15 protein-coding genes and 1 pseudogene are annotated in these 13,654 nt (G+C 66.9%); 5 read left to right on the forward strand and 11 right to left on the reverse strand.

The features are described 5' to 3' along the window. Window positions 1-64: 64 nt before the first annotated feature. From H7A76_RS13285 to H7A76_RS13305, 5 genes are all read right to left on the reverse strand, one after another. Window positions 65-688 carry an NUDIX hydrolase gene (locus H7A76_RS13285; protein WP_185698917.1) on the reverse strand — a complete coding sequence of 208 codons (624 nt, stop codon included), beginning with the start codon at window positions 686-688 and terminating at the stop codon, window positions 65-67. A 60-nt stretch (window positions 689-748) separates the two neighbouring features. Beyond that, window positions 749-1,252 (reverse strand): nucleoside 2-deoxyribosyltransferase, encoded by a 504-nt coding sequence (locus tag H7A76_RS13290; protein WP_185698918.1) that lies wholly within the window; start codon window positions 1,250-1,252, stop codon window positions 749-751. Between the two features lie 17 nt (window positions 1,253-1,269). Beyond that, window positions 1,270-1,734 (reverse strand): GNAT family N-acetyltransferase, encoded by a 465-nt coding sequence (locus tag H7A76_RS13295; protein WP_185698919.1) that lies wholly within the window; start codon window positions 1,732-1,734, stop codon window positions 1,270-1,272. A gap of 78 nt (window positions 1,735-1,812) precedes the next feature. Continuing rightward, on the reverse strand, window positions 1,813-2,169 hold the full coding sequence (gene queD, locus H7A76_RS13300; protein ID WP_022639769.1) for a 6-carboxytetrahydropterin synthase QueD: 357 nt from the start codon (window positions 2,167-2,169) through the stop codon (window positions 1,813-1,815). A gap of 126 nt (window positions 2,170-2,295) precedes the next feature. Then, the gene (locus H7A76_RS13305; RefSeq protein WP_185698920.1) at window positions 2,296-3,375 is read right to left on the reverse strand and encodes a patatin-like phospholipase family protein; all 1,080 of its coding nucleotides are present in this window, start codon (window positions 3,373-3,375) and stop codon (window positions 2,296-2,298) included. A 160-nt stretch (window positions 3,376-3,535) separates the two neighbouring features. On the opposite strand from H7A76_RS13305, the gene H7A76_RS13310 reads away from it, so the two are divergent. From H7A76_RS13310 to H7A76_RS13325, 4 genes are read left to right on the forward strand one after another with little or no spacing between them, the layout of a single operon-like run. Then, on the forward strand, window positions 3,536-3,844 hold the full coding sequence (locus tag H7A76_RS13310; RefSeq protein ID WP_185698921.1) for a PepSY domain-containing protein: 309 nt from the start codon (window positions 3,536-3,538) through the stop codon (window positions 3,842-3,844). Further along, window positions 3,844-4,158 (forward strand): PepSY domain-containing protein, encoded by a 315-nt coding sequence (locus H7A76_RS13315; RefSeq protein WP_031320197.1) that lies wholly within the window; start codon window positions 3,844-3,846, stop codon window positions 4,156-4,158. The genes H7A76_RS13310 and H7A76_RS13315 overlap by 1 nt, the downstream gene beginning before the upstream one ends. Continuing rightward, window positions 4,158-4,826: a response regulator transcription factor gene (locus H7A76_RS13320; RefSeq protein ID WP_185698922.1), complete on the forward strand. Its 669-nt coding sequence runs from the start codon at window positions 4,158-4,160 to the stop codon at window positions 4,824-4,826. Before H7A76_RS13315 ends, H7A76_RS13320 begins: the two co-directional genes overlap by 1 nt. Then, window positions 4,823-6,136, forward strand: a complete 1,314-nt coding sequence (locus H7A76_RS13325) for a sensor histidine kinase (RefSeq protein ID WP_185698923.1) — start codon at window positions 4,823-4,825, stop codon at window positions 6,134-6,136. The genes H7A76_RS13320 and H7A76_RS13325 overlap by 4 nt, the downstream gene beginning before the upstream one ends. Before the next feature lie 159 nt (window positions 6,137-6,295). Here the strand turns inward: H7A76_RS13325 and H7A76_RS32780 are convergent, their stop codons facing one another. Further along, window positions 6,296-7,051 carry a methyl-accepting chemotaxis protein gene (locus tag H7A76_RS32780; RefSeq protein ID WP_409301049.1) on the reverse strand — a complete coding sequence of 252 codons (756 nt, stop codon included), beginning with the start codon at window positions 7,049-7,051 and terminating at the stop codon, window positions 6,296-6,298. Between the two features lie 102 nt (window positions 7,052-7,153). Beyond that, window positions 7,154-8,443: pseudogene (locus H7A76_RS32785) on the reverse strand (HAMP domain-containing protein); the annotation flags it as partial. A 360-nt stretch (window positions 8,444-8,803) separates the two neighbouring features. Here H7A76_RS32785 and H7A76_RS13335 point away from each other — a divergent pair. Beyond that, on the forward strand, window positions 8,804-10,120 hold the full coding sequence (locus H7A76_RS13335) for a Na+/H+ antiporter family protein (protein ID WP_185699046.1): 1,317 nt from the start codon (window positions 8,804-8,806) through the stop codon (window positions 10,118-10,120). 60 nt (window positions 10,121-10,180) lie between these two features. Here the strand turns inward: H7A76_RS13335 and H7A76_RS13340 are convergent, their stop codons facing one another. Genes H7A76_RS13340 through H7A76_RS13355 form a run of 4 tightly spaced genes read right to left on the reverse strand, consistent with a single transcriptional unit; the run spans window position 10,181 to window position 13,636 of the window. Next, complete coding sequence (locus tag H7A76_RS13340; RefSeq protein WP_185698925.1) at window positions 10,181-11,083, reverse strand: DMT family transporter; 903 nt, start codon at window positions 11,081-11,083, stop codon at window positions 10,181-10,183. Further along, window positions 11,080-11,979, reverse strand: coding sequence for a phosphoserine phosphatase SerB (gene serB, locus H7A76_RS13345; protein WP_185698926.1), 900 nt, complete (start codon window positions 11,977-11,979; stop codon window positions 11,080-11,082). Before serB ends, H7A76_RS13340 begins: the two co-directional genes overlap by 4 nt. A gap of 53 nt (window positions 11,980-12,032) precedes the next feature. Further along, entirely contained in the window at window positions 12,033-12,848 is an 816-nt protein-coding gene (locus H7A76_RS13350) for a 2OG-Fe(II) oxygenase (RefSeq protein WP_221775222.1), read from the reverse strand. 32 nt (window positions 12,849-12,880) lie between these two features. Then, window positions 12,881-13,636 (reverse strand): SDR family oxidoreductase, encoded by a 756-nt coding sequence (locus tag H7A76_RS13355; protein WP_185698927.1) that lies wholly within the window; start codon window positions 13,634-13,636, stop codon window positions 12,881-12,883. Between the last annotated feature and the right edge of the window lie 18 nt (window positions 13,637-13,654).

Raw genomic sequence — 13,654 nt, forward strand, 5'->3', positions numbered from 1 at the left:
AAGTGCGCTTTACATTAGGTGGAGCGACATGCCGCTGTCAAGCTTGCTTTACATCGGCTGGTACTCAGTCGAATTGCACCCGCGCGGTCTTGCCCTGGTGGAAGTCGAACGCTTCGTGGATGTCCCGCTCCACGGTGCGCCCCAGGGATAGCGGCGGCAGTCGGTCCAGGGCGAAGAAGCCGACCTCGCTGGCCTCGCTACCGGCCACCGGTGCCCGGCGCTGTTGCCGGTCACAGAGGAAATACAGCTTGTAGAAATCGCGATGGTCGGCCTTGTAGGGGCCCTTGGCCTTGTGCCGGATGCTGTACAGGCCGCGCACGGCCACCTCGATCCCGGCCTCTTCGTGGATTTCCTTGATCACGTTCTCGCTGGCCGACAGGCCGACATCGGCAAAGCCGCCGGGCAAGGCCCAGAGACCGTCGGTCGTCTCCCGTACCAGGAGGATCTTGTGGTCCTCGATCAGTGCGCCGCGCACTTCCACCATGGGCGTCGAATAGCGCTGGGCGAAGTCCGATACCAGTTCGGTGATGCGTTCCAGCGGCACGTTGCCCAACTGCGCGAGCATCTGGTGGGCGATCTCGGCGACTTCCCGATAGCGCTCGCGATCGTGGGCATCCTTGCAGAAATGCAGGCCGGTGGAGGCGATGGCCTGCAGGCGTTTGGCGTGGGTCAGCCAGCTGCTTTCCATGGGAGAGCTCCTGCGACTTCAAGGCGAAGAGAGTTGTTTTAGACCGCCATGGCCCAGGGATCAAGCCGGGGTTGTACGCGCCAGCCAGCGCCCGAGGTCGCAGATGGCGGCTTCCACACGGGGGCTCAGGCCGCTCCAGCTGCAGGCCAGCATCAGGTTGCGCGGCAGGTTGAAGTCCTCCACCGCCAAGCCCTGGGCGTCGCGCCCGGCGTCATCGTGGGGCACTTGCTGGCGCAGGGTGGCGGGGCCTTCGAAGTAGGCCCACACCGGTTTGCCCAGGGCGATGGCCGCGCCCACTTCGAAGGCGGTGCCGGAATCCGGCTCCAGGCCGCGAAAATCGTTGAGGTTGGCCAGCAGCGCCGTGCAGTCGCGGATCATCTGCAGGTTCTGCCGGCAGATCCACTGCGCGGTGGCCTCTGGCGCGAGGCCCGGTGGCGCCTGGTTATCCAGGGGAAACAGCCCGTGCAGGCCCTGGGCCTGGCACAGCCGCTTGAGGTACTCGCCATGGTCCTGCGCATCGGCGCGGAACACATCGAAGCCTGCAAGGTAGATACGTGGCGGCATGGGAACTCCTGTGCGGTTCAGTCCAGCGGTTTGCTCATGTACACCCGGTGCAGTCCGTTCTCCACCGCGCGGTGGGTTTCCACGTAGCCATGGCGGCGGTACAGGGCGATGTTCTCGGTCATCGCCTGGTTGGTGTAGAGGCGCACGCAACTGTGACCGGCGGCCAGGGCCTGTCGTTCGGCAAAGGCCAGCAGCTGGCGGCCATGACCACGGCCCTGGGCCCCGGGGCTGACCGCCAGGTTGTCCAGCAGCAGGGCCTCCTGGGCATCGAGCAGGACGACGAAGCCGGCGATCGCATCTTGCTCCTCCAGGACCCAGACCTGCCGGGCCAGTACCAGGCAGGAATAGTCCTCGAGCATGGGCGCCGGTTCCCGGCCGAGCCGCGCGATATAGGGCGCATAGGCGTTCTTGGCGATGCGTTCGATGGCGGCCAGGTCAGGTGGCGCGGCGGGGCGGATGGTCGGTGGCGGGGTCGAGGGCATGGCGCGAATGCTCGGGAGGCGGGAGTGGGGCAAGCATAGGCATGAAAAAACCACCCCGTGGGGTGGTTTCAGGTCGACTCATTCGCCGCGATAGATGCAACCGCTGGTGCAGGTCTCGTGGATGCGGATCGCGCTGAGTTCCGGCAGCAGGGGCTTGAGCTCGTTCCAGATCCATTTGGCGAGGACCTCGCTGGTGGGGTTTTCCAGGCCCGGGATGTCGTTCAGGTAGTTGTGGTCCAGGCGCTCGTACAGCGGCTTGAAGATGGCCTTGATTTCCGAGAAGTCGCGAATCCAGCCGGTATGCGGATCGACCTCGCCGCTCAAGTGGATCGCCACCTTGAACGAGTGGCCATGGAGGCGGCCGCACTTGTGGCCTTCAGGCACGAAAGGCAGGCGGTGGGCGGATTCGAAGGTAAATTCTTTGAAGATTTCCACGGTATCGGTCAGCTCTGTCGGATGGCATCGCCCTGGGGCGAATTGAGGCAGTCGGCGAGTTTATCAGCTTGCCCCCGGTTACGGAAAAAACCTGATCGAAGGGTTCTTGCGCAGCGATGTCGGGCATCAGAGGCGCTGCAGGCGCTCGCCCAGGCGACCCTGGCTGGCCAGTTCGAGGAACTCGTCGCCCAGGCGCCGGCTTTCATCCATGGCGCTGCGCCAGTATTTCTGCCGGCTGGCATCGTCGCCCATGAAGCGCTTGAAGTCGTTGCGGTCCGGCAGCTTGCCGTAGGGCAGGCGCGCCAGGTATTCCCGCGATGGCGCCAGCAGCAGGACATCGCGCAGGCGCTCGGGGCTGGCCCGGCGCCAGGGCAGGGTCTTGTCGAACCAGCCGGGGATCACCCGGTCGGTGAAGTGGGGATAGAGCACGATGTCGCTGCCGCTGTAGGGCAGGTCCAGGTGGTAGTCCAGCAGGCCGCCGTCGCGGAAGGTGCCGGCACCGGCGCCGGGCAGCTCGCGCACGCCCTGCATGACCATGGGGATCGAGCCCGAGGCCAGCAGCGCCTGGCGCAGGTTGCCGCGATCCAGGGGGACGAAGCGCGAGGGGAAGTCTTCCAGGGCATGCAGCGGCGGGGCCAGGCGTGGGTCGTGCAGCACCAGGCGTTCGAAATGCCGCGACAGCCGCGCGCGGCCGCGCAGGTTATCGGCGATCACCGAGGACAAGCCCAGGCCCAGGCGCCCGCGATGGTCATCGGCGAGCAGGCCGTGGCTCTTGACCACCATGATGTTCAGTCGGTAGTGGGGATTGTCGAGGATGCTGGCATCGCGGCCCTCGAGCAGGTCGTCGAGCATCTGCCGCGAGCTCTGGCTGATCTGCGCCATGGTCACGCCCTTGGCGAAACTCTGGGCGTTGTACAGCTGGCCCAGGCGGCGGATGCCTGCGGCGGCGTCCGGCAGGCAGGCGCTGGCGAACCGCCAGGAGCCCACCGAGGCGCCGATCAGCGAACGTTCGCGGGGCACCGCTGGCAACCATTCGCCGAACAGGGCCAGGTCGAGCCCCTGGATGCCCAGGGCCTTGGGACCGCCGGCAGCGCCGGGCAAGGTGCCGACTTCACCGGCGTGCAGGCCCTGGCGGCGGATGCGCGCCAAGGCGCGCGGGCCGGCCTTGAGGGTCAGGGCGGGAAACTTGATATGGATGGCAGGCATACCGGGCTCGCTTGCGGATCAGCCGTCGAGTATAGAGAAGCATGGCCATTGGGGCCGAATGAAAGTTCTGCCAGGGCGCTGCGGCAGATTCAGCTTCAATTAAGTTGCCCCGGGTATCGTGGACAGCATTGGCCATTGGCCACTGCCTTGGAGACCTGCCATGAAGACCCTGACCACCCTGTTCGCCACCACCCTGATCGCCCTCACCGCGAGCCTGGCCCAGGCCCGCGACCTGGGGCCCGACGAAGCCCTGCGCCTGCGCGACGCTGGTACCATTGCCTCCTTTGAAAAACTCAATGCCATGGCCCTGTCCCGGCATCCTGGGGCGAGCATCAGCGAAACCGAGCTGGAAGAGGAGTACGGCAAGTACATCTACCAGGTCGAGCTGCGCGACCCGCAGGGGCTGGAGTGGGACCTGGAACTGGACGCCGTGAGCGGCCAGGTACTCAAGGATCATCAGGACACCTAATGAATCGGAGATTGCCCCTCGGCAGCCGGCTGGCCCTGGCGCTGTTGTTGTTCTGCTCGCTGGCGGTGGCCCGCGACCTGGACCAGGACGAGGCCCTGCGCCTGCGCCAGCGAGGGGTGATCCTGCCCCTGGAGCAGCTGCTGCAACAAGCCATGGACCGTTATCCCGGGGCCAAGTTGCTGGAGGCCGAACTGGAAGAAAAACACGACGTGTACATCTATGAAGTCGAGTTGCTGACCGTGGACGGCGTGGTTCGCGAGCTGGACCTGGAGGCCGCCACCGGGCGCCTGTTGAAAGACGAGGAAGACGACTGATGCGCTTGCTGCTGGTGGAAGACCATGTATCCCTGGCCGACGAGTTGCTCGAAGGGCTGAACCGCCAAGGCTATGCCGTGGACTGGCTGGCCGATGGGCGCGACGCCCTGTACCAGGGGGCCAGCGAACCCTATGACCTGATCATCCTCGACCTGGGCCTGCCCGGCGTGCCGGGCCTGGACGTGCTGCGCCAATGGCGGGCCGACGGCCTGGCCACCCCGGTGCTGGTCCTCACGGCCCGGGGCTCCTGGGCCGAGCGTATCGAAGGGCTCAAGGCCGGCGCCGACGATTACCTGAGCAAGCCGTTCCATCCCGAAGAACTGCACCTGCGGGTCCAGGCCTTGTTGCGCCGTTCCCATGGCCAGGCCAACCAGCAGACCCTGCAGGCCGCCGGCCTGCAGCTGGACGAAGGCCGCCAGTGCGTGGTCCGCGATGGCCAGGACGTGCAACTCACTGCGGCGGAATTCCGCTTGCTGCGCTACTTCATGCTGCATCCGCAGCAGATCCTTTCCAAAAGCCACCTGGCCGAGCACCTCTATGACGGCGAGACCGAGCGCGATTCCAACGTACTGGAAGTCCATGTCAACCATTTGCGCCGCAAACTGGGGCGCAGCGTCATCGAAACCCGTCGGGGCCAAGGCTACCTGTTCGGCGGGGCGTCCTCGTGAGGTCGATCCAGCGCCGCCTGAGCCTGGGCCTGGTGGGGGTGATGCTGGTGGTCGGGCTGGCGCTGGCACAGACCAGCCTGTGGTTGTTCGAGGTGGGCCTGCAACGCTACCTGGAGGCTGGCCTGCGCAACGCCAGCGAAAGCCTGCTGCTGGCCCTGGTTCGCGGTCCGCAAGGTTTGCAGCTGGATGAGCGGCGGCTCTCGGCGGCCTATCAGCGGCCGTTCTCCGGGCATTACTTTCGTATCGACTTCGCCAATGTGCACTGGCGCTCCCGCTCGCTGTGGGACCAGGACTTGCCGCAACTGGAGCAGGCCGGGTTGCAAGGCAACCTGCAACTGGGCCCCGAGGGCCAGCAACTGTTGGTGCTGCGCAGCGACTACAAGCGTTTCGGCCAGACCATCAGCATCAGCGTGGCCCAGGACTACACCCCGGTGCGCGAGAGCTTCCAGCGCATGCGCCAGATTGGCCTTGGGCTGGGCCTGGCGGGGTTGTTATTGATCCTGCTGCTGCAACGCCTGACCGTGCGCCGGGCCTTGCGTCCGTTGGAGACGGCCCGCGAGCAGATCGCCCAACTGCAGCTGGGCCAGCGCTCCCAGCTCGATGCCCAGGTGCCGGTGGAGCTGGAGCCGCTGGTGGCCCAGGTCAACCATTTGCTGGCGCACACCGAAGACAGTCTCAAGCGTTCGCGCAATGCCCTGGGCAACCTCGGGCACGCCCTGAAGACGCCCCTGGCGGTGCTGCTGAGCCTGGCCTCGGGACCGAAGCTGGCGGCCCAGCCGCAGGTGCGGCGGATTCTCCTGGAGCAACTGGAACAGGTGCAGTCGCGGCTCAACCGCGAATTGAACCGGGCGCGCCTGGCCGGCGATGCGCTACCCGGCGCGCTGTTCGAGTGCGACGCCGAGTTGCCGGGGCTGCTGGCGACCTTGAACATGATCCACGGCGAGCACCTGGAGCTCAGCTACCACGCGGCGCCGGGGCTGCGCCTGCCCTGGGACCGCGAGGACCTGCTGGAACTGTTGGGCAACCTGCTGGACAACGCCTGCAAGTGGGCGGATGCGCAAGTGCGGCTGCAGGTCGAGGAGGGTGCCGCGGGCTTTTGCCTGGCGGTAGACGACGATGGCCCGGGGATTCCGGAGCAGCGCCGGGATGAAGTGTTCAGCCGTGGCGCCCGGTTGGATGAACAGACCGACGGCCACGGCCTGGGCCTGGGCATCGTGCGCGATATCGTCGAGGCCTGGGGCGGCCGCCTGAGCCTTGGGCAAAGCCCCCTGGGCGGCTTGCGGGTCGAGATCGAGCTGCCCCGGCGCTGAGCTTGCCAGGGGCCACTTTGCGCTGCTGCCGGGGGCCGGGCTGGCGGTGTCGCCGCTGTCGAAGGCGGCAATCGACTCCGAAGAGGACGTCGCCTTCGATGGCACCGAAGGCCCTGCGGGCCTTGTCGCAGCCTCGCAGGCTCGGGAGCGGCTGCGGGGTCAGACGCGGAACTGGTCCATCAGGCCCTGCTGCTGGTTGGCCAGGCTGTTCAGCGACTGGCTGACCCGCGCCGACTCGTTGGCCTGTTCCGACAGCGATTCGGTGACGTCGCGGATGGTCGCCACGTTGCTGTTGATCTCCTCGGCCACGGCGCTCTGCTGTTCGGCGGCGCTGGCGATCTGCAGGTTCATGTCGCTGATCACCGTCACCGCAGCGCCGATCTGGCGCAGGGCGGTCACCGCCTGTTCCACCTGCTCGACGCTGCCCTGGGCCTGGCGATGGTTGTTGCCCATGGAGGCCACCACGTCGCGGGTGCCGTTCTGCAACTGTTCGATCACCTGGCGGGTTTCTTCCACCGATTCCTGGGTGCGCTGGGCCAGGTTGCGCACTTCATCGGCCACCACTGCGAAACCACGCCCGGCTTCCCCGGCTCGGGCCGCTTCGATGGCCGCGTTGAGGGCCAGCAGGTTGGTCTGCTCGGCGATGGCGCGAATCACTTCCAGTACCGAACCGATCTGCTCGCTGTCGCTGGCCAGGCCTTCGACCTGGCCCATGGCGGTGCTCATGTCGGTGGCCAGCAGGTCGATGGCGCGGGTGGTGCGGTCGATCACGGTCAGGCCCTGCTGGGTCGCCTGGTCGGCATCCCGGGCGGCCTGGGCGGCCTGGGCGGCGCTGCGGGCCACGTCCTGGGCGGTGGCGCTCATCTCATGGGAGGCGGTCGCCACCTGGTCCACCTGGCGGTACTGCTGTTCCATGCCGGCGCTGGTCTGGGTAGCGATGGCCGACGACTGGTCGGCGGTGCCCCGGGCGTCCTGCACCGAGCGTTTGACCTCGGCGATGATCGGTTGCAGTTTGTCCAGGAAGCGGTTGAACCAGCCGGCCAGTTGCCCCAGTTCATCCTGCTTGTCGTAGTCCAGGCGGCGGGTCAGGTCGCCTTCGCCGCTGGCGATGTCCTGGAGCATCGCGGCCACGCCGAGGATCGGCCGGGTCACGCCGCGGGCCATCAGCCATACCAGCAGCAGGCCGACCACCGCGGCCAGCAGGCCCAGGCCCAGCTCCATCAGGGTGCCGCTGCTGTTGCTGGCATCCAGTTCGGTCTTCAGCGCCTCGGCCGGGCCCACCAGGACCTTTTCCGGCACGTCCAGCAGCACGCCCCAGGGTTTGCCGCCGGGAATCGGGGTGAACGGCGCCAGCACCTTGAGCTCGTGGTTATTGTGCAGGCTGCGGGTCTGGGTGCTGCTGGCCAGCTGGCGGATCAGCTCGGCGCCGTTGGCGCTGTCGACGCTGTCCAGGCGCTGGCTGAGCTTGCTGGCGTCGGGGCTGTAGCCGGCCAGCAGGCCTTCGGGGCTGACGATGCTGACATTGGTCTGGCCGGCGTAGAGCTTGCGGCTGGCGTTCTGGCTGACCGCCTGCAGGCTGTTGAGGTTGATGTCCACCGACAGCGAGGCGATGACCTTGCCGTCCACCAGCAGCGGGAAGACGATGCTGGTCATCAGCACCTGCTGCCCGGCGATGTCATAGAAGTAGGGCTCGATCACGCAGGGCTTGAGGGTGCTGCGCGGGCAGGTGAACCAGGCATTGGCCGGCTGGCCGCTGGGGCCGGTGCGGGTATTGCTCATGTCGCTTTCCGGCAGCGCCATGGCGGTCAGCTGGCCCGGGGTCGGTTGCGACCAGTACAGGGCGAAGCGGCCTTGCTCGTTGCTGCCCAGTTCGGTCTGGCCGTTGAACAGGCTGTCCTTGCCGTCCAGGGCGTTGGCCTCGAACACCAGGGACAGGCCCAGCAGGTCGGGATTGGCCTGCAGTGCCGACTTGACCTGGCGGGTCAAGTCCTCGCGCAGGTCGAAGGCATCGAGGAAGCGCTTCTCGGCCTGTTCACGCAGGAACAGCACCTGGCGCGAGAAACCGTGGCCGTATTGATAGGCGTCCATGAACTGCTGGCGGATCCCCAGGGCCTGGACTTCGCCCTGGGCCTCGATCCGGGCCTGGGCGGCTTCATTGAGCATCTCCATGCTCGAGGCCTTGACCATCTCGGAGCTGTGCTCCATGCGATACAGCGAAAGCCCCACCAACAGCGACACGATGCCCAACAGGCAGAGTCCGGCCAGCAAGGTGATCTTCCATTGGATGGAAAGTTGTCTGAGCGACATGGAGACGTCCTTTATTCGATAAATATCTGAGACTTTGCACTGTAGCGGCCGTTGATCGGGTTTCTTTAAACGAGCGTTCGAAATCCGTCACCCCCCATATGTGTCGCCGCTGCCGAGCCCGCGAGGCTGCGCCAAGGTCCGCAGGACCTTCAGCGTCCTGGCGACCATTGCGGCCCTGCGAGCCATACGAGGCCGGGTGCCGATGGGCGCCGGGCCGCGGTTTTGACAAGCCGGGCCCACTGCTGCAAAGTGCGCGCCCTCTAACAACAAGCTCTTTCATCCCGATGTCGGCAGCCTGCTGCCCTCCGGTCGGTCACTGGCTTTTGCGCGGCTTTTGCCCGCAGTAATGAGGTAACGATGATTAACGCAGTAATTGCCGCGGTAGGCGTGATGCTGGTGCTCAGCCTGTCCCGCGTGCATGTAGTGATCGCCCTGATCGTGGGCGCGCTGGTGGGCGGCCTCACCGGCGGCCTGGGGATCGAGGCCACGCTCAAGGCCTTCAACAGCGGCCTGGGCGGCGGGGCCACGGTGGCCCTGTCCTATGCCTTGCTCGGGGCCTTCGCCGTGGCCATCGCCAAGTCCGGCCTGGCCCACGCCCTGGCGGACAAGATCCTGCTGCTGGTGGATCGCCAGGACGCCAATGGCGGCGGCCAGGTCAAATGGTTGCTGATCGGCCTCTTGTGGGGGGTGGCCATCGCCTCGCAGAACATCCTGCCGATCCACATCGCCTTTATCCCGCTGCTGGTGCCGCCGCTGCTCTACGTGCTGACCAAGCTGCAGCTGGACCGGCGCCTGATCGCCTGCGTCATCACCTTCGGCCTGATCACCCCCTACATGTTCCTGCCGGTGGGCTTCGGCAACATCTTCCTCAACGAGATCCTGTTGGCCAACGTCGCCCGCAGCGGTGTCGACATCAGCCAGGTCAACGTCACCCACGCCATGGGCATTCCCGCCCTGGGCATGGTCTGCGGCCTGTTGCTGGCGTTCGTCAGCTACCGCAAGAAGCGCGTCTACGACCTGGGCCGGATCGAGAAGGTCGAGCAGGTCGAGGTGCAGTACAACCCGCGGACCCTGCTGGTGGCGGGGCTGGCCATCGTCGCCGCGTTCGTCATCCAACTGTTGCTGGACTCGATGATTATCGGCGCCTTGTGCGGCTTCCTGATCTTCTCGATGTCGGGCATCGTGCGCTGGCGCGAGACCGACGAGCTGTTCACCGAAGGCATGAAGATGATGGCCATGATCGGCTTCATCATGATCACCGCCTCAGGCTTCGCCGAGGTGATGAAGGCCACTGGCCAGGTCAACAGCCTGGTCCAGGCGTCGGCCAGCTGGATCGGCCACAGCAAGGGCGTGGGCGCGCTGCTGATGCTGCTGGTGGGGCTGTTGGTGACCATGGGCATCGGCTCGTCGTTCTCCACCGTGCCGATCCTGGCGGCGATCTTCGTGCCGTTATGCGTGCAGCTGGGCTTCAGCCCGGTGGCCATCGTCTGCATCGTCGGCACCGCCGGGGCCCTGGGCGACGCCGGCTCGCCAGCTTCGGACTCGACCCTGGGCCCGACCTCGGGCCTGAACATCGACGGCCAGCACCACCACATCTGGGACACCGTGGTCCCGACCTTCCTGCACTACAACCTGCCGCTGCTGGCCTTTGGCTGGGTCGCGGCCATGGTGCTCTGAGCAACGTCCCCGCCCGGGGAGCCCCGCCGGCTCCCCTTTGGCCTCAGGCCGTCTTACCGATCACTTGAGCAATGGCTTGCCCGGCGCGGGCGCGCTGCACAGGCGCACGCCCATGGCGGCCAGTACCACGCCCCCCCAGGCCAGCCAGGGCATCGGCTCGCCCAGCAGCAGCCAGGCCACCAGGGCCGCGCAGGGCGGCACCAGGAAAAACACCGCCGACACCCTGGCCGCCTCGTTACGCCGTACCAGCAGCATCAGCAAGGCGATCGCCAGCAGCGAATTGAAGAACGACAGGTAGCCCAGGGAACCGACGAAGGCCCAGTTCCACTGGATCGGCTGGGCATCGAAGGTGAAGGCCAGGGGCGAGACCAGCAGCATGCCCAGCAGGTACTGGCTGAACAGCGAAAGGATGATCGGCTGCGGGGTCGAGGCCTTCTCCAGCAGCACGCTGGCGCTCAGGCCCAGCAGCGACAGCCAGGCCAGGCCCATGCCCAGCGCGGTGAAGCGTTCCACGCCGGACTTGGCCAGGATCACCACCGCCGCCCCGAGGAACCCCAGCAACAGCCCCAGCCATTGGCGGCCGGCCACCGGCGCGCGCAGCAGCAAGGGCGAGGCGACGCCGATCACCACCGGTTGCAGCGAGACGATCAGTGCCAGCAGTCCGGCGCTGATCCCGGCATCGATGGCCAGGTAGGTCCCGGCGAAATACACGCACTGCATGAGCACGCCACTGGCGATCATCGCCAGCAGGGGCCGGCCTCGGGGCAGGGGCGGACGCTGCACCAGCACCACCGGCAGCAGCACCAGCACCACGATCACGTAGCGCAGCCAGAGGAACATCATCGGGCTGCAGTACTGCAGCCCGACCTTGACGATGGCGAAGCCCGACGACCAGAGCAGCAGGAACAGGCCGGAGATCCACAGGTCCGGCCGCTGGCGCAACGTTGGCGGCAGGCTCTTCACTGGACCGCCCCGGCCCGCAGGCCCTCGGCTTGGCGGTCTCGGGCCAGAGCCAGGGCCGTGGACAGGCTGTCGAGGCCCCCATGGTCGAGGACGATGTCGCAGGCCGGCAGCAGCACCGGCTTGGGCCGGAAACCGACGAACAACCCGGCCTGGCGGGCCATGTCCAGGTCGTTGGCACCGTCGCCGACGGCGATCACCTGCCGCGGGGCGATGCCATGGCGGGCGCACAGTCGCTGGACGATGGTGGCCTTGCCCGGGGCATCGATCACCTCGCCGAGCAGGGTGCCGCTCAGGCGCCCGTCGACCACTTCCAGCTTGTGGGCGAACGCCTCGTCCATGCCCAGGCGCTGCCTGATGCCCTGGGCCACCAGGTCGAAACCGCCGCTGACGATGGCGGTCCGCAGGCCGGCCCGGGTGGCGATGGCGATCAGTTCGGCGGCGCCGGGGGACAGCCGCACGGTGCGCTCGATCAGCCGATGCAGGTCGGCCACGGCCAGGCCGCGCAGCAAGCCGATGCGATAGCGCATGCTGGCGGCGTAGTCGTCCCGGGTGTCGCTGATCGCCCGCTCGGTGAGGCGCCCGACTTCCCCGGCGGCGCCGACGAGGCCTGCCAGGGCGACGATGGTCTCGACTTCGATCAAGGTCGAGTCCATGTCGCAGGCCAGCAGGCAAAAGTCCGCCAGGGCCAGGCCCGGGGGCAGCACCGCGAAATCCGTGGCCAGCTCGCGCAGGCCGTTGAACAGTTCCCCGCGCCGCGCTTCATGGCACGGTTGCCACTGGACCCTGAGGCCGCCGTGGTCGTGCCGGGGGGAATCGAAACCCAGCTGGTGCAGGTCGCTGGCCAGGGCCGCCTGTCGTGCCGGGGTGAAGCCGAACAGAATGAGGTGTCGTGTCATAACCTGTCGCCAAGGTGGCGCCGCCTCGGAGCGGCGCCACGTCCATGGGACGATCAGCTCCAGTAGGTCAGGGGCCGGTCGCTGCCATAGCAGCCAATGAAGGCCGCCATACCGATACGATAGCTGTCTTCGCTGGGAGTCACTGCATGCAGCATGCGCGAACTGAAGATAATCAGGTCGCCGGCATCCGGATGCAGCACCAGCGGCGGCGTCTCCACCTTCTCCGGCAGCAGGCCCTCCACATCGCGGATCAGCACCAGTTCCTCGGGGCTCGGGTCACGCAGCCACAGCTGCAGGTCGCCGCCCTGTTGCGGGGTGCGCAGGTACATGTTGGCCACCAGTTGCTCTTCGATGCCCTCCAGTTCCGGCGCATCCGACTCCTCGATGATGGTGTCGTTGTGCGGGTAGAACCGCGATGAGGATGGCTTGAACACGCGGATCGCGCCGACGAAGCAGGCATGGCCGTAGAGCCGCTGGATGTTGGCGCCACCGGGCCAGTATTCCTGCAATTGCAGGCGGATCTTGTCGGCCGGGGTCAGGTGCGGTTCGAACAGGTTGCGCAGGTCCTGGATGTTCTCCACCGCCTCGGCGTGGTACTTGCGACCGGCTTCCTGGTTCCATTCCGAATCGATGTGCGGCGTGCAGATGCGCCCGACGCTGCTGGTGTACTTCTTGTTGTAGTAGCCCAGCTTGGGGTGCTCGATGGCGGCCTCGGCGGCCCGCTCGGCGATCGCCACCGGGTAATAGCCCTTGACGTGGATCGCGCCGATCTCCCGGGCGGCCAGGGCCAGCAGGGTGTCGGTGGTCAGTTCGCTGGCCACCACCGGTGGCGCGGTTTCTCTTCTTGCAGGTTTTACGAGCATGTTCATGCATGGATCCTCTTGGGAAGTGACGTTGCGGGTCAGATGCGTTGCCGCGAAGGGCGGATGCGGATGTCGTCGATGTGCACGTGTGCGGGTTGTTCGAGCACGAAGCGGATGGCGCGGGCCACGTCCTCGGGGCCGAGGAACGGACCCTGGTCGCGTTCCAGGGCGGCGAAGCCTTGCATGTCGTAGCCGGCGGTTTCCTGGAAGCCGGTGCGCACGAACCCGGGCTCGATCAGGGTCACCCGGACCAGGCTGCTGGCCAGCTCTTGGCGCAGGGACTCCACCAGCGAATGCAGGGCGAACTTGGTGGCGCCGTAGACCGGGTTGCCGGCGGACAGTTGGCGCCCCACGGTGGAACCGATGACCACGATGTCCTGGACCCGCTCGCTGTTGCGCCGGCGTTCGAGGAAGGCCTTGGCCGCGGCGCGCAGCTGATGCATGGCGCCCAGCACGTTGACGTCCACCAGCTCTTGCCACTGCGCGCTGTCCGAGCCCAGCAGCGATCCCGGCAGGCCACGCCCGGCGCACAGTACGAAGGCGCTGGGCGGCTCGCCGAAGGCTTGCTCGCCGGCCCGCCACAGTTGCGGCACATGGGCCGGGTCGCAGGCATCCATGGCGATGCCGACGGCCTTTCTGGCGTTGTCGTTGGCCGCTGCGCAGACCTGCTCCAGGCGGGCCTGGTCGCGGCCGCTGAGGGCCACGTTGGCCCCGGCTTGCACCAGCACCTGGGCGACGGCGCGGCCAATGCCCGAGGTGCCGCCGGAGATCGCCACGGTCGAATGATTGTTCATTGCTTGCTCCTTCAAGTG

This window comes from Pseudomonas sp. MSSRFD41 (assembly GCF_014230245.1).
GTDB lineage: Bacteria > Pseudomonadota > Gammaproteobacteria > Pseudomonadales > Pseudomonadaceae > Aquipseudomonas > Aquipseudomonas piscis.

Excerpts from the sequence above, each read along its gene's own strand:
- H7A76_RS13350 (WP_221775222.1), bottom strand. The coding sequence starts at position 12,848 with ATGAACATGCTCGTAAAACCTGCAAGAAGAGAAACCGCGCCACCGGTG.
- serB (WP_185698926.1), bottom strand. The coding sequence starts at position 11,979 with ATGACACGACACCTCATTCTGTTCGGCTTCACCCCGGCACGACAGGCG.
- H7A76_RS13305 (WP_185698920.1), bottom strand. The coding sequence starts at position 3,375 with ATGCCTGCCATCCATATCAAGTTTCCCGCCCTGACCCTCAAGGCCGGC.
- H7A76_RS13315 (WP_031320197.1), top strand. The coding sequence starts at position 3,844 with ATGAATCGGAGATTGCCCCTCGGCAGCCGGCTGGCCCTGGCGCTGTTG.
- H7A76_RS13295 (WP_185698919.1), bottom strand. The coding sequence starts at position 1,734 with ATGCCCTCGACCCCGCCACCGACCATCCGCCCCGCCGCGCCACCTGAC.
- H7A76_RS13290 (WP_185698918.1), bottom strand. The coding sequence starts at position 1,252 with ATGCCGCCACGTATCTACCTTGCAGGCTTCGATGTGTTCCGCGCCGAT.
- H7A76_RS13320 (WP_185698922.1), top strand. The coding sequence starts at position 4,158 with ATGCGCTTGCTGCTGGTGGAAGACCATGTATCCCTGGCCGACGAGTTG.
- H7A76_RS13285 (WP_185698917.1), bottom strand. The coding sequence starts at position 688 with ATGGAAAGCAGCTGGCTGACCCACGCCAAACGCCTGCAGGCCATCGCC.
- H7A76_RS13310 (WP_185698921.1), top strand. The coding sequence starts at position 3,536 with ATGAAGACCCTGACCACCCTGTTCGCCACCACCCTGATCGCCCTCACC.
- H7A76_RS13355 (WP_185698927.1), bottom strand. The coding sequence starts at position 13,636 with ATGAACAATCATTCGACCGTGGCGATCTCCGGCGGCACCTCGGGCATT.
- H7A76_RS32780 (WP_409301049.1), bottom strand. The coding sequence starts at position 7,051 with ATGGAACAGCAGTACCGCCAGGTGGACCAGGTGGCGACCGCCTCCCAT.